Raw genomic sequence first — 14,496 nt, 5'->3', positions numbered from 1 at the left:
AACTGGATTCGGCCTCATCAATTCAACGATGGGTTGGCACCAGCGCAGGCCGAGGAAAAACTTAACGTCGTGTCCGGGATTAGTTGACCACTACAGTATATCTACCACCACCCCGTTGGCATACTTCGCCTCCTCAGGATTGAACATGCCAGTGCGGATGCACACGCGTACCTTCTTGCACAGCGAGTTCTGAGCGCGGAGCTTCTCAGAGGCACGCATCATGTAGGTCGCCACCGCCTCCTTGATGGGCGATAGCTCCGTCAGCCTCATGCCGAACATGCGACTGCAGCAGATCTCCTGCTTTGGCGGATCTGGCTCATCCAGCTCTAGGCAAGGCGTGCCGCCCAATTCCCTTGCCGTCTTCTCGATCACAATGCTGAACTTCTTACGGAGCGTCCACGGATCGGCCTTAGCCAGGTCCATAGCCGACTTGATACCCATGGCATCAAGGTGGAGTTTCATCTTGCGGCCAACGCCCCACACCTCCGCCACGTCCGTATTCCGCAGCACCCAGTCACGCTTAACCGGATCGGTGATGTTGACCACGCCACCGGTTTGGGACTGCAAGCGCTTCGCGGTGTGGTTTGCCAGCTTCGCCAGAGTCTTTGTGTGAGCGATACCAACACCAACAGGGATACCAGTGCATCGAAGCACCTGGGCACGAATCTGCCGACCTAAGGCATCCAGCTCACCGATACCCGTCAGGTCGGCGAACGCCTCGTCGATGCTATACACCTCGACTGCCGGCACCATCGCCTCGATCAGGCTCATTACGCGCTCGCTCATGTCGCCGTACAGCGCATAGTTCGAGGAGAACGGCACAATGCCGTGCTGCTTGAGCTTGTGCTTGATCTGGAAATAGGGCTCGCCCATCTTAATGAAAGGCTTCGCGTCGTAACTGCGTGCTATGACACAGCCGTCGTTATTGCTCAGCACCACGATGGGCACCTTCGCCAAGTCCGGCCGGAATACCCGCTCGCAACTGGCATAGAAGCTATTGCAGTCAACCAGCGCAAAGGTCGGTCGCTGCTTAGACATGGCTGCGCACTGTGCTGGTGATCACACCCCAGATTGACAGCTCATCCCCTTCAAGAACGTACCGAGCCGGGTATTTGGGGTTTTCGGAAAGCAGGACCACCTCCTGGCCACGCTTACACAAACGCTTGCAGACGGGCTCATTGTTCAGTAGTGCCACCACCACATGCCCGTGGATCGGCTCAATAGCACGATCCACCACGGCCAGATCCCCCTCGAAGATCCCGACGCCCTGCATGCTCTCACCGGTAATTGCGACCAGGTACACATGGGGTGCGCGGATATTCAGGACCTCATCCAATGAGATGTGCTGCTCGATGTGATCCGCTGCCGGCGAGGGAAAGCCGGCCGGAACCTGGAACGAGCACAACGGCAACTTCGCGCCGACCTCAGCGATGGGACCTAGAATGGTGAAGCTCATGATGCGGCCTTTTACATTTACTGTATTAATATACAGTTAATTTTGTAGGACGCTTGCGGTCAATTTTTCTGTAGGGGATTTCGACAAGCGGAGAGGTGCGTATGTGTGGGCGATTCGTGCAATACGAAGGGATGGCGATCTTCATTAAAGAGCTCAGCCCGCAGATAGAGCTGTTCAGCGGCTATGACGCTCAGGGTATTGATCGCTACAACGTCGCACCGTCAACGCGGGTGCAGGTGCTACACGCATCTGAAGATGGGCTGCATATCGATGCAGTGAAATGGGGATGGGCGCCGTTCTGGGCGAAGGGTAAACGCCCCGACCCGATCAACGCACGCGTAGAGACGGTCACGGGAAAGTTCTTTAAACAACTTTGGCCGAATGGGCGAGCCTTGGTACCGAGTGAAGGGTGGTATGAGTGGGTCAAAGACCCTGACGATCCCAAAAGAAAGCAACCCTACTTCATTCGCCTGAAGAGTCAGAAGCCCATGTTTTTTGGCGCGCTTGCTCAAATTCATCCTGGCCTGGATCCGCACTACGGCGATGGATTCGTGATAATCACCGCCGCCAGTGATCAGGGCATGGTGGACATCCACGACCGCAAGCCCTTGGTGCTGACACCTCAGCTCGCCAGGGAATGGATTGACCCCAACCTCCCCCCAGCCCGAGCCGAGGAGATAGCCAAGGAGTGTTGTCAGCCTGTGGATGACTTTGAGTGGTACGCCGTTGGCAAAGCTGTAGGGAACGTAAAGAACCAAGGAGCTAATTTACTGCCGCCGGTTCCGTTCAAGGAGGTTTGACACCGATCAAAACAGGCCACCTAACGCAGCTGGCTCCCAGCTCATGATCACCAATTCACCGCTGACCTCCCCCCTCCCGTGCCGCTGATTGGATGTGGTATAGCGAATGTCGACTGTCTCAAAATGAAAGCCATCAAACACCTGCCGAATGTCCGGGTGATCGTTGATGCTGACCATGACCCTCCCTTTGCAGCGACGCATAAAGTCGGCCATGCGCTCGTAATTCTCAAAGGGAAAATCCACACCATAACCGGCCGTCTGCCAGTAAGGCGGATCCATGTAGTGGAAGGTATGGGGACGGTCATAGCGCTCGGCACACTCAAGCCAGCCTAGGTTTTCAACGTAGGTGCCGGACAAGCGCTGCCACGCTGCAGATAGGTTTTCCTCAATCCGCAGCAGGTTGATCGCAGGTCCGGTTGTTGCGGTGCCAAACGTCTGCCCCGTCACCTTGCCCGCAAATGCATGGTGCTGCAGGTAGAAAAAACGGGCGGCGCGTTGGATGTCAGTGAGGGTTTCAGGACGGGTCATCTTCTGCCACTCGAAGAGCTGGCGGGAGCTGAGCGCCCATTTGAACTGACGCACGAATTCTTCCAGGTGGTTCTGCACCACGCGGTACAGCGTCACCAGGTCGCCGTTGATGTCGTTGAGGACTTCAACCGGCGCGGCCTGGGGACGCATAAAGTAAAGCGCGGTGCCGCCGGCGAAGACTTCGACGTAGCACTCATGGGGTGGGAAAAGCGGAATAAGACGGTCGGCCAGGCGGCGTTTGCCGCCCATCCAAGGGACGATGGGGCTATTCATATGCATTCCTTTGCAGTGTTGTTTGAAACGAGTCAGAGAGCAGTCATGGCACGATGGCTTGGACATAGGCTTGGCATGCTCGCAAGGCGATCAGTCCTTGGTCGCCGGCGTCGGTGATGGCGATAATTCGTTGAGCATGCGCAGGGTCAAGTTGGGCTCGACGCGCTGCATGAACCATGCGGACGGCGCCGGGGGCGGCAGGCACCTCGTAGCCACCGACTGAATCCGTTGCGTTGAGAAGGACTGACAGCCGCAGATCAGAAGTGGCAAGGCGATCGCGCAGGAGAGCCTGGTTATGTTGGGCATCGGATAACTCCTTGGTATGTTGTTGGTCCTGGGCGGCGAGCTTTTGCTCTGTGGCTAGGCGCTTGTCCTGCTCGGCGCGGGCATGGGCAGCAGCGGCATTGCCGATAGTTGTCAGGTCGTCCTGGTGCAACAACGCCTGACTGGCCAGCTTTCCGCTATAGCGCCAATCCTGAACCTGCCAGGTTCCAGCGGCAGTGATGGCCAAGGCCAGCAGAGTCGCAGCCCAGATCGACCCGGGCGTCACGACAGAACTCCCCCCGCCAGGCGGTACTGCGCTAGCAGATCCCCCAGACGGTGTTCGCGCTGACCATACCCGGCCCCCGGTAGGCTGGCCCAGATGTTCCGGCACTTAGAAATAGCTGTTTCGATCCGGCCTGCGAGAACATCGGGCAAGGCCCGGCATTCGCGAATGTGCTGCAAAGCCACCAGATCCTGGCTGATAGGACTGAAATCTGGCAGTTTCAGGAGCGCCTTATAGTGAGGCCAGTCCTTCAGCATCTGCTGATACCGGCCGGACGCGTTGGATGTGAGTCCTTTGCTATTTATGACCTTCGACGCGCGACCTTTAGCAAAGGGGTGATCAGTGAAATCCTTAAACACCTCGGGCTTTCGGCCGATGCCGGTTACGATCACATCGTAACCATCCAAAACTGTGGCTGGAGAGGTACTAGTGCCCTCGCCCCAAGCGATCATGTCGAGGAACGCCAGCGCGTTACGGCCGCCAGCTAGCGATTCGGAAAGACGTGCCATTGCTTTTCTCCAGGCAATAAAATGCCCGCTCAATGGCGGGCATTTTCAATAGTAAAAAATCTATTCAAATATCAAACAGCATAAGACGTTTTTTAGCTGCCCCCTTATTACCTCGGGCGTCTGCCCACTGCTGTATCTTTCTTCGGCAAGGCTCTTCAATAACGTGATGACCAAGTGCCGACAAAACCACGAGAACAAAAAATGCAGAAACGCAAAGCAGCCAATTAACTTCAAGCAAAGGAAAAGCCTCAATCAAGTCACTGCGAAACGTCACCAACAACAGCAACACGAGCGCCTGAAAAGAATAAAAGCAGTAGCTTATTTTCCCAAGCCATACAAACCACTCATTTGAAAGCAACCTTGATATACGCCCATCGGACTGGCACAGCCCTACAACCAGTAGAACAACCACTGGCAGCACAAACCAATTATAGCCAATGTAAGGCAACCCAAATCTTCTTAAGTTTATTAGCACCACGAATGCTAGCAACACACTAACAATCGCTAAATTGGGATAAGGTAGCCGGAACCCTTTCTGAACAGCCAAAAACCCGCAGACACCTAAAAGAAACTCAGGTAGCCGAAACGCTGGCAACGCATAGAAGAAAGCCATCGAAAGGTCAGGCCACACTCGCCCCAGCTGTCCGGGAGCCACCGAACAGAGGTACACCAGCACAGCGAACGCTGCTAGCTTCTTATTCGACAACCTCGCCATCCAGGGTGCAATAAATGGAAGCATCGCATAGCAAAAAATCTCAACCGAGATAGACCAACTTCCACCGTTATTCCAAAACTTGAAGTAGCTTGGCACCCAAGCTTGAAGCACGAAGATGTTTGTTACAACAAGAACAGCTGTATCCCATGCAGGTAACTTAACTGCGCCTACCTGACTACCGAACATCCAAGGCAAAGTACTCAGCGCCGCCAACACATAGATAGGATAGATCCGAGCCAATCGCCGAACAAAATAGCTTTTTTTATCTTCGTATCTCCCGGAGTACTGATAAGCGAGAAGAAACCCCGACAGCACGAAGAAAACTGACATGCCCACAGCGCCTTGAGCTATTACATGCCCAACTACCCCATCCGGAGAAAACGGCCAACTAAGCTCGAAATGAAAAAGGAATACATACAATGCCGCTACAAACCTAAGCCCGGTGAGCGGGAGTATTTCATTTTTAGTAGACAAACCAATCTTCCCTGAAGGCAAAATTCCAAAGCCGCGAATCTTACCGGAAGCACCATAGTTAAGCCACACCGTTGCCAACTCACTTCTTTGATTCAAGCTGGCAAATAAAAACCACTCTCATATAGGAGCCAGTGATTAGCCAACACGTTACGACGAACGTCTCGACGTCAAAGCTCTAGAACCTTGACCTCCTTGGCTTTCTTCGTCTTCTTGCTTTTGGCCTTGGCCTTACCTTTCTTTCCGCCATTGCACTCAACAGTGGTGGACCAACCGTCCTGAGTGAATACCTGTTCCACCGAGTCGACCAGGTACTCCCCATCAATGCCGGTTTTGAAGCCCGTGGCGTTTACCGACCGCTCGGCAAATAGGTCGGTACGACCAGGCATCTCGAGGCGCACCCCCGCCGAGGACCGATTGAAGGCAGTCAGCCGGGCTTTGGCCGCCTGTTCCGCTGCGGTTTTGTTGGGGTAGATATGACGGTCTGTGTGCACCGCCGGCAGCCCGTCGGGCGCATCCGTGTTGTCCAGGCTGATCAGCTTCAGCTCACCGCTTTTCTTGTCCTGATGCTTGGTGGCTACCGCCTTGTGCGTGTTGCGATCGCCTAAGCGGAACTGCCACCGACTGACATCGGCGGGCGTGATGGTGACGGCGCCCAAGGCCTTGCCGCTCGCACTGGTGCCGCCGTCGCGGGTCATGACAATCAACTTCCCATCGGCCACCTTGGCCGTGCAGTCGTGCTGCTTGGCAATGCGGGTGATGAAGTTGAAATCAGACTCGCTGAGCTGGTCTGCCCGGGGCACGTTCGTGGAGACGTTGCACACCGGCGCCCAGCCGTTGCGGGCAGCCACGTCGGCCACAATCTTGGACAGTGGCACATCTTCCCAGCTACCGCTGCGCACCGTCTTTCCGGTACCGCGCATGTCGCCGGCCTTGCCGCGCACGACGATGGTGTTAGGCGGGCCAGATATCTCGACCTCATCCACCATATAACGGCCCAGGCGCACCATGGACGCTTCGGCATAGTCCCAGGTAGATCTCAACGCCGGCGCCGCGCTTGGGCAGCGCCACGGCGCTGTCGCGGTCATCAATGCGCAGCTCGAAGTCGTCCGACTCCATGCCGGGCTTGTCAGTGGTTTTCAGCAATAACAGGCGGTCATTGATCAGCGCGGTAATGTAATCGGCATCGAGCCCATGGCTGAAACCATTCGTCCATGGCCTGCCGCAGAAGCCCGACTCACCTACCACCAGCGTCTGATGGACCAACTCGCTATCGAATACCAGAGGAAGGCGGCATGAAGAACCAACAGGACAACATCAGCACCCTGCCCGCTTTGCTCCGCACTCCAGTGAGCGTCGAAACGCTGGAAACAAACAGTCTCTGCTGCGCAGCAGTAGGCATAATTGCTCCTTCCAGCGCAACTGCCGAGGCACTTTTACCCCACGAAAAGCTGCGCGGAGCAGCGCTCAGTGATGCAACGCTGACCACGTTGCTACGCCCGCTCGCGCAGCCTGTTATGGGGTTTAATTCGAAATTAGAATTCCTTGAATGTCTTAGCCAACGCTTCAAGAATGCTTTTATTCAACTGCATGCGGGTACCTATCGCACGAAGCTCGTCACCCTTCGCACCAGCGATGTACTTACGGGCGCTCTCTGCTGCGCTCTGAATGTTGTTTGTCAACTGAAGAAATGGTTGGATCATCTCTTCTTGAGGCAGGCTGATAAGCTCAATACCTTTAATCGTTTGGTGTTGCCTTTCAACGAACTCAATCCAACTCACAAAATCATGCATTTTGTCTTTGACTTGATCGTTAGAAGCCAAATCAAAAAGCTGATTTACCCCCATACTCGATGCACGCGCGATTTCAGCAACAGCGGCGATGACAACACGATCTTTTTCAAGCCTACGTTTCTCCTGATCTCGCTGCTGCCTACCCGCAACAGTAGCGGTAGCCCAAATAGCCCCAACAGAACCGACTGCTTGCACCCAAGCAGGGGCGTTGTCTTTAGTCAAGTAGGCGAAACACAGCCAAATAGTTACAAAAAAAACTGCGACTCCAAAAGGGGACAGGAAAAATTCCTTCATTTTTTCTTTTGGATTAAACGTTATTGTTTCAGGCAGCATTGCATCGTCCTTATTTTACTAGCCTTTGGCCATTTAGCCGTGCACGGTCACGAATCATACCGGGGGCACGCATGACTCTCCACAATATCGTCAGCGTCAGTGGAGGTAAGGACAGCACAGCCACACTCTTAGTCGCCCTTGCCTTAGAAGTTCCCAACCTGCCGGCAGTCTTTGCCGACACTGGGAACGAGCACGAACAGACTTACGAGCACCTCGACTACCTGGAGCAAGTCACGCATACGAAAATTACGCGCGTGCGGGCTGACTTCACCCAGCGCATAGCAGGTAAACGGCGATTCATTGAAACCAAGTGGCGAGCTCAAGGGGTTGCCGAACCGGTGGTACTGGCAGCGCTCGACGTCCTGCGGCCAACCGGTAACCCGTTTCTTGATCTATGTACTTGGAAAGGCAGGTTCCCCAGCCGCAACGCCCAGTTCTGCACCATGGAACTGAAGCGCGACCCAATGCTGGAGCAAGTCGTGATGCCCCTCATGGGTCAAGGCGAGATGATAATAAGCTGGCAGGGTGTGCGTGCCGATGAGTCTTTAAACAGGCGCTACCTGACCGAGTGCGATGAAGTTGGTGGCGGCCTGTTCAACTACCGACCGATCTTGAAGTGGGATATTCCAGCCGTTTTCGAAGCACACCGATATATGGGCATCAAGCCGAACCCGCTGTACTCCCAAGGCATGGGCCGCGTGGGCTGCATGCCCTGCATCAACTGTCGTAAGGATGAACTGCGCGAAATCGCGTTTCGATTCCCTGAGGTTATTGACCGCATCGATCGCTGGGAACGAATCGTTCAGCAGGCCAGCAAGCGCGGAGCCGCCACATTCTTCGCTGGCTCCAATGCCAAGCACCCGAAAGGCTCAATAACCGATATGACCGCCCTAGAGGTGATGGAGATCGCGAGCATCCGGCAGGCAGTCGAATGGTCCAGAACCGCCCGAGGCGGAATTCAGTACGACCTACTGACAACAGGCGCAGATAAGACGGCCTGCGCCAGTGCTTATGGGCTCTGTGAATCAACCTGGGAGCCGGTGAAGTTCAGGGAGATCGCATGATGGAACTCAGAGCCGAAACACTTACAGAAGAAGAATTGGCCACGATCACCGGCTACCTGATCCCATCAAAGCAAATCCAATGGTTAGCCAAAAACCAATGGGAGTTTGTTCTAACAGGCGCTCGCCGCCCAGTCGTAGGCAAGGTTTATGCCCGACTAAAACTCGCTGGTGTCAGACCTTCTGCGGTCAATGCCGTGACTGAAACCTGGTCGCTCGACCTAGCGAACGTGAGCTAACTGATGCGCCAGAAAAGCATAGCCAATCGCGACCTTCCGCCTCGAATGATACGGCGCACCCGCAAGCGCAAAAGCGGCGCCATCTGGTCCTCGTACTACTACAACGGCAGGGACGCCGACGGAAATCGAAAAGAAATACCGCTGGGCAATGATCTAGACACGGCGAAGGTCGAGTGGGCTCGGCTGGAACGCCGCGAACCACCTAAGCCCAATCATTTATTGGGTGCGCTGTTCGATAGGTACGAAAAAAAGATAATCCCGACCAAATCCATACGGACACAGTCCGACAACCGCAAGGAACTGAAACAGCTGCGGAAGGCATTTGAAAACGCGCCTCTCGACTCAATCACCCCCCAAGTGGTTGCGCAGTATAGAGATGCCAGAACCGCTAAGATTAGGGCCAATCGAGAGATCGCACTACTGTCACACATGTTCACAATCGCACGCGAGTGGGGACTGACTAACAATGCCAACCCTTGCTTCGGCGTGCGCCGGAACAAGGAAAAACCGCGGGACTACTAAGCCGGCGAAACCGTGTGGAATGCAGTGTATGCAGAAGCCGTGCAGGAACTAAAAGATGCCATGGACCTTGCCTACCTGACCGGCCAGCGCCCTGCCGATGTGCTGAAGGTGGCAACTACCGATCTGGCCAACGGCTTTGTAGGGGGTCGCCAGGGCAAGGGCGGCAAACTTCTGCGTATTCGCCTGGACGATGCCGGCGAACAATCAGCGCTTAGTCTATTCCTAGACAACCTGCTCGAGCGCAGATCGCTAAACGGGATTAAGACCTCAACGCTTATTACGAACGCGTCCGGCCTTCGGATGAGCCAGCAGATGCTACGCAACCGCTGGGATGAAGCCCGGGAGAAAGCAGCCATCAAGGCCGGTGCCGACGGCGATCCCGCCCTGGCTGTACTAATTCGCCAGTTTCAGTTCAAAGACATCCGGCCCAAAGCCGCCAGCGAGATAGAACTTGCGCATGCAAGTCGGCTGCTCGGCCACTCCACTGAGGAGATGACAAAGAAGGTCTATCGGCGTGTCGGTGAGATCGTTAACCCCACGAAGTAACAGGCCAACCTCCCCTCACCCGGCACTGTTCTCCCCCCCTCATTGCGATCAAAAACGCGTAGGGTTGCGGAACACATCCCAATAGTTGCGGAACACTTCTCAAATCACACGCAATAAAAAAACCCCGTAGATCATTGATCTACGGGGTTTTAAGAGTGGAGGCCGAGGTCGGAATCGAACCGGCGTAGGCGGATTTGCAATCCGCTGCATAACCATTTTGCTACTCGGCCTCAAACGATCAATGCCACAACTGGTGGCACTCACCGTATAAAAACTTGAGTGGGCTGTATAACCCTGCCTCTACTCTAACTCATTGAATACATTGAAGTTTTTAATGCTTCGTTGCGTTCGATGGGCGCCATTATGTACGTATTTACCAACGCGTGCAACCCCTTGATTTCAAAAATATTTCGTAATGCCATCAAGGGGTTGCGCGTCTGCCCTACTCCTTGATGCGCAGTTGCTGGTACTGCGGGTCGGCCTTGATTTGGGCTTCGGTGAACGGCAGCGGGCTGAGTTTTTTCTGGGAGAACGCTTGGGTCTGGTCGTTGGAATGCGCGGAGGCTGGGTTCGTGGACTCGGAGAACGCAAGTACGCCTTGGGCATGCGGGCCCTGGTCGTCGAAGGTGACGATTTGCAGGTAGCTGCTGCCGCTGACCACTTCGCGCTTGCCGTCGGCGCGGGGCACGGTTTGCATGGCGTTGTAGATTCCCAGTTCCTGCGGGCCACCGTGGATTGGGGTTTGGCCGGAGACTTGGATATCGCCCCATGTGCTGTCGGCAGTCAGGCCCAGTTTTTCGACGTCGGCAGTAGAGGCCAGCATGGCTTCGCGCAGCGCTTTCGCCACGGGTGCGCGGTCGATCGCCAGGCCGCGTGGGGTGGTGAGCGGCTGGGCCGGGTCGAAGGCGACGCGCCAGGCGTCGGGGATTTGCTGCAGCTGTTGCACCAGGTTGATGAAGTGCACGAGGCCTATGCCGCTGTCGAGGTTGGCGCGTTGGTCCCAGTTTTTCAGGCTGGAGCACAGGGGTTGCAGGGCGGTGGCGTCGGCGCCGAGGTGCTTGGCGCAGAAATCGAGCAGGTCGGGCATGACTTGGCCGGCCAGGTACACCTCGTTGTCCATCACCATGTTTTTCAGGTCGGTGACGCTGATCGGTTTTTGCAGGGATTGCAGGCGCTGCAGGGCGAAACGCGCGCGCGGGCCAAGGCCGATGTGGTCCTGGCTGATTACCGGGGAGAAGCCGGTGAGCGGCGCCTTCGGGTTGGCCAGCCACGCCGAGTCGTTGGAATGCTGGACGTAGTCGGTGCGTTGCAGTTGCGGCAGTTGGTCGGCCGCGAAGATCCCAGGCTGGGCCGCGCGCGGGTCGATGTCCCAGGCGCAGGCGCTGTGTGCACCGTCGAGCAGGATCAGTTGCAGGCCGGCACGCGGGTCGCTGCACTGCGCCAGTTTGGCCGCGCTGACGTTGGGCACCACCGACTGGTTCATGTACAGGCTCTGGCCCTGGTCATCCGCGGCCAGGGTGTTGACCCATGGGATGCCTTGCAGGGTGTGCACCGAGGTTTTCAGTTCATTGAGGCTGGTGGCGCGGTTCATCGCGTACCACTGTTGCAGCACGCGGTCATTGCCCAGGTTGGCGTCGCGCAGGCTGAAGGCGTAGTGGCTGTCCCAGTCGAGCTTGCCCGGCCATTGCACCACCGGGCCGAATGGCGAGCTGTAGACGGTGTGCGACTGGTCCTTGAGGCTGCCATCCGCTTGCTTGACCTGCACGTTCACCGTGGTTTTATCCAGCGGCACCGACTTGCCATCAAGCATATAGCGCGTGGGGTCCTTGGGATCCAGGGTCAGGCGGTACAGCGTGAAGTGCTTGGACGTATCCACCGTATGGGTCCACGCCACATGCTGGTTAAAGCCGATATTGATTACCGGCAGGCCCGGCAACGCAGCGCCCATCACATCCAGCTGACCGGGGATGGTCAGGTGCATCTGATAAAAACGCATGCCGCCTACCCACGGGAAATGCGGGTTCGCCAATAGCATGCCGCGCCCGTTGAACGAGCGGTCACGCCCCACCGCCACCGCGTTGCTGCCGCGATCGAAGGCGAAGCGCTGCTGGTTGGCGGCCGCGAGCTCAAAGGCCTTGGCGTTGCTCGTCACAGAGGCTGTCGCTTGAGGTGGCGTCGCGCCGACCAGGGCTTCGGCGAATTGCCCGACGCCACCCTCTACCAGCAACCTACGGGTCAATTTGACCAAGTCCTCAGCCACCAATGGCCGCACCCAGGCCTCCTGGCACTGTGCCGGAGCGCCCTGCTCTTTCAGGTAACGGTTGTAGCCGGCCACATAGCCTTCGATACGCTGCTGGATCTGCGGGCTCTGCGCTTTCCAGAACGCGGCGACCGCCTCCGGCGGGTTGAGCCAGTTGAAGAACACATCGCTGGCCAGGTTGTTGCGCTCTTCCAGGGTCGCCTGTTCGGGGCCGAAGAACCGGGCACGCTGGCCATTCACCGTGACGACTTCATTGGCCAGCAGGCACAGGTTGTCCTGGGCGTAGGCGTAGCCAATGCCGAAGCCCAAGCCACGCTCATCATTGGCGCGGATATGCGGCACGCCGTAACTGGTACGACGGATATCCGCCGACGCTTGCGTCACCTGCTCCCGCGCCGTGGCAGCCAGGCTCAACCCCAGCAATACCCCGGCCACACACACCCTGGACAACCCATTGGAAATAATCACGCAGACTCCACCGTCAGATTTAACCGCCTCACAAGGGGCAATAACCCCACCGTAAGAACGCAAACCAGCGGGAATAATTTAGCGTGGAGGGAGAGTTAGTTGGGGCCGCGCGGATGTGACAAAACGGATACCGACGAAATTTCTACATCCTTCACTTCATGATTTCGCTCGCTCGTTCGTCTTATTAACTAAGAGCGCTCATTTTTTCCTGATCAGGCTCTGAAAAGGAGTTTTTGCATGTACAACCCGCAAGTGCCCACGGATGGACATTCATCGGCTGCCGAGGCCAGTTTCGGCAGCGGTACACAGGCATTCGGCAAAGTGCCCGAACAGCAAGGCAACCAGCGTATCCGCCATTTGCTCAAGTGTTTTGGCTTGCGCACCAGCCTGATCCGGCTGAAGGTCATCGACGCCCTGCTCACCGCCGCCGACAACCAGCGCACCCTGGGTGTGCGCGGCGTACACAGCCATTTATTGGAGCTGGGTATCCCGCTGTCGTTTCTCAGCGTGCGCGAGGTGCTCAAGCGCCTGTGCAGCGAGGGCGTGATCACCCTCAATGCGGATAAAAGCTACAGCCTCCATGAAGAGGCTGCCAAGGTGCTCGAAGGTCGCGCCTGATGGGCGCCCTTTCGCTTAGAGCTTGACCTTGCGGCGCATGATGCCGTTGATCACCACCACGACCACTGCGACGGCAATGGCGATGGTCTGGAATGTCTTCTCGCTGATAACCCCGGTGTTCTGCAAATAGGACAGGCCAAACATCGTCGCCAGTACGGCCAGGGCAATCAGAATCGAGTACTTCAAACGCTGCTTTTGTGTCATGACGGGTTCCTGAACTTGAAGAATAGAGCCGGTGTGAATCGCCGGACCTGCGCGGCAGATAAGCGCCAGCACGTCAGGCAGGCGCTTATGTTACAGGCGATGAAAAACTTTGGCTCGACCAATCAGCCCGCATCCACCTCACGCCGTAACCCGGTACCGGGCTGGGCGCAAAGCGCTACCAGCCAATCCACAAATACCCGCACCCGCTGGGATAATTGGCGATGCGGCGGGTACAGCGCCGACAGTGCCATGGTTGGCACCTTCACCTGGGGCAATACTTCCACCAACGATCCCTCGGCCAATTGACGCATCGCGTGATAATGCGGCGCCTGGATCAAGCCGAACCCGGCCTCACACGCTGCGAAATAGCCGTCGGAACTGTTCACCGCCAAGCCCTTCGACAGGTTCACCGTGTGCAAGTGGCCGTCGACCTGGAACTCCAGGCCAAACCGTTTGCCACTGGCGCTGGAGACGTATTCGACCATCTGATGGTTGACCAGGTCATCAAGCGACGCGGGCACTCCCCTGCGCGCCAGATACTCCGGACTCGCCAGGGTCAGTTGATCCATCATCGCCAACGGCCGCGCCACCAGCGACTCGTCCAGCGCAAGGCCGCCACGCAGCACGCAATCCACACCCTCACGGATCAGGTTCACCGGGCGGTCGTTAAGGCCGACCTCCAGTTCGATCTGCGGGTAGCGCGCGGTGAACGCGGGCAACGCAGGGATCACGATCAACCTTCCGATTCCCGAGGGCATGTCCACGCTCAACGTGCCGCGTGGGTTCTGTCGCCGGGTGGAAAAGACCGCCTCGGTTTCTTCCAGGTCGGTCAGCAGTTGCACGCAACGTTGGTAATACGCCGCACCGTCCAGCGTCGGGCTGACTTGCCGCGTGGTGCGTTGCAACAATTGCACGCCCAAGTGCGCTTCCAGCTGCTTGATCAGCACGGTCACCGACGCGCGCGGCAGTTGCAGGCTGTCGGCGGCCTTGGCGAAGCCACGCAGTTCGACGATGCGTGTGAACACGCGCATTGCGTTGAAACGGTCCAAAGGCAGCTCCTCGAACTGATTATTCAGATAATGCGAATAGTGATAGTGCTTTTAGCCGGTTTATTCCGATTTTGTCGAGCGTGACAATGCAGACCTTCCCACCC

13 protein-coding genes, 1 tRNA gene and 3 pseudogenes are annotated in these 14,496 nt (G+C 56.8%); 5 read left to right on the top strand and 12 right to left on the bottom strand.

Annotated features, from left to right (window positions below; genetic code table 11):
• Positions 1-96 precede the first annotated feature (96 nt).
• Positions 97-1,038, bottom strand: a pseudogene (locus BM403_RS30630) (Y-family DNA polymerase); the annotation flags it as partial.
• Positions 1,031-1,456: a LexA family protein gene (locus BM403_RS30625; RefSeq protein ID WP_093546878.1), complete on the bottom strand. Its 426-nt coding sequence runs from the start codon at positions 1,454-1,456 to the stop codon at positions 1,031-1,033. The pseudogene BM403_RS30630 and the gene BM403_RS30625, both read right to left, overlap by 8 nt.
• A 101-nt stretch (positions 1,457-1,557) precedes the next feature.
• On the opposite strand from BM403_RS30625, the gene BM403_RS30620 reads away from it, so the two are divergent.
• Positions 1,558-2,256 carry an SOS response-associated peptidase family protein gene (locus BM403_RS30620; protein ID WP_093546875.1) on the top strand — a complete coding sequence of 233 codons (699 nt, stop codon included), beginning with the start codon at positions 1,558-1,560 and terminating at the stop codon, positions 2,254-2,256.
• A 6-nt stretch (positions 2,257-2,262) separates the two neighbouring features.
• Here the strand turns inward: BM403_RS30620 and BM403_RS30615 are convergent, their stop codons facing one another.
• From BM403_RS30615 to BM403_RS31980, 6 genes and pseudogenes are all read right to left on the bottom strand, one after another.
• Positions 2,263-3,057 carry a DNA adenine methylase gene (locus BM403_RS30615; protein WP_093546872.1) on the bottom strand — a complete coding sequence of 265 codons (795 nt, stop codon included), beginning with the start codon at positions 3,055-3,057 and terminating at the stop codon, positions 2,263-2,265.
• 43 nt (positions 3,058-3,100) lie between these two features.
• Complete coding sequence (locus BM403_RS30610; RefSeq protein ID WP_093546869.1) at positions 3,101-3,607, bottom strand: lysis system i-spanin subunit Rz; 507 nt, start codon at positions 3,605-3,607, stop codon at positions 3,101-3,103.
• Positions 3,604-4,113, bottom strand: a complete 510-nt coding sequence (locus BM403_RS30605; protein WP_093546866.1) for a glycoside hydrolase family 24 protein — start codon at positions 4,111-4,113, stop codon at positions 3,604-3,606. The genes BM403_RS30610 and BM403_RS30605 overlap by 4 nt, the downstream gene beginning before the upstream one ends.
• 64 nt (positions 4,114-4,177) lie before the next feature.
• Positions 4,178-5,371: an acyltransferase family protein gene (locus tag BM403_RS30600; protein ID WP_256577269.1), complete on the bottom strand. Its 1,194-nt coding sequence runs from the start codon at positions 5,369-5,371 to the stop codon at positions 4,178-4,180.
• A 98-nt stretch (positions 5,372-5,469) separates the two neighbouring features.
• Positions 5,470-6,475, bottom strand: a pseudogene (locus BM403_RS30595) (phage late control D family protein).
• Between the two features lie 359 nt (positions 6,476-6,834).
• The gene (locus BM403_RS31980) at positions 6,835-7,425 is read right to left on the bottom strand and encodes a hypothetical protein (RefSeq protein WP_175538123.1); all 591 of its coding nucleotides are present in this window, start codon (positions 7,423-7,425) and stop codon (positions 6,835-6,837) included.
• Between the two features lie 71 nt (positions 7,426-7,496).
• Between BM403_RS31980 and BM403_RS30580 the strand changes: the two genes are divergently transcribed.
• The 3 genes and pseudogenes from BM403_RS30580 to BM403_RS30570 all read left to right on the top strand — a co-directional run bounded on the left by BM403_RS30580 (position 7,497) and on the right by BM403_RS30570 (position 9,793).
• The gene (locus BM403_RS30580; RefSeq protein WP_093546860.1) at positions 7,497-8,489 is read left to right on the top strand and encodes a phosphoadenosine phosphosulfate reductase domain-containing protein; all 993 of its coding nucleotides are present in this window, start codon (positions 7,497-7,499) and stop codon (positions 8,487-8,489) included.
• Complete coding sequence (locus BM403_RS30575) at positions 8,489-8,725, top strand: DUF4224 domain-containing protein (protein WP_093546881.1); 237 nt, start codon at positions 8,489-8,491, stop codon at positions 8,723-8,725. The genes BM403_RS30580 and BM403_RS30575 overlap by 1 nt, the downstream gene beginning before the upstream one ends.
• Before the next feature lie 3 nt (positions 8,726-8,728).
• Positions 8,729-9,793, top strand: a pseudogene (locus tag BM403_RS30570) (tyrosine-type recombinase/integrase).
• Between the two features lie 156 nt (positions 9,794-9,949).
• Here the strand turns inward: BM403_RS30570 and BM403_RS30565 are convergent.
• Both BM403_RS30565 and BM403_RS30560 read right to left on the bottom strand, forming a co-directional pair.
• Positions 9,950-10,023 (bottom strand) — tRNA-Cys (locus tag BM403_RS30565).
• A 212-nt stretch (positions 10,024-10,235) separates the two neighbouring features.
• On the bottom strand, positions 10,236-12,521 hold the full coding sequence (locus tag BM403_RS30560; protein ID WP_093546858.1) for a bifunctional acylase PvdQ: 2,286 nt from the start codon (positions 12,519-12,521) through the stop codon (positions 10,236-10,238).
• Positions 12,522-12,758: 237 nt separating this feature from the next.
• On the opposite strand from BM403_RS30560, the gene BM403_RS30555 reads away from it, so the two are divergent.
• Positions 12,759-13,139: a hypothetical protein gene (locus BM403_RS30555; RefSeq protein WP_012724513.1), complete on the top strand. Its 381-nt coding sequence runs from the start codon at positions 12,759-12,761 to the stop codon at positions 13,137-13,139.
• Positions 13,140-13,154: 15 nt separating this feature from the next.
• Here the strand turns inward: BM403_RS30555 and BM403_RS30550 are convergent, their stop codons facing one another.
• Positions 13,155-13,343 carry a hypothetical protein gene (locus BM403_RS30550; protein ID WP_010210250.1) on the bottom strand — a complete coding sequence of 63 codons (189 nt, stop codon included), beginning with the start codon at positions 13,341-13,343 and terminating at the stop codon, positions 13,155-13,157.
• 122 nt (positions 13,344-13,465) lie between these two features.
• Positions 13,466-14,392 (bottom strand): LysR family transcriptional regulator, encoded by a 927-nt coding sequence (locus BM403_RS30545; protein ID WP_093546855.1) that lies wholly within the window; start codon positions 14,390-14,392, stop codon positions 13,466-13,468.
• Positions 14,393-14,496: the final 104 nt, after the last annotated feature.

The organism is Pseudomonas sp. OV546, assembly GCF_900116845.1.
GTDB lineage: Bacteria > Pseudomonadota > Gammaproteobacteria > Pseudomonadales > Pseudomonadaceae > Aquipseudomonas > Aquipseudomonas petroselini.
The sequence above is the reverse complement of the archived record's forward strand: the minus strand, read 5'-3'. Positions and strand labels throughout refer to the sequence as shown.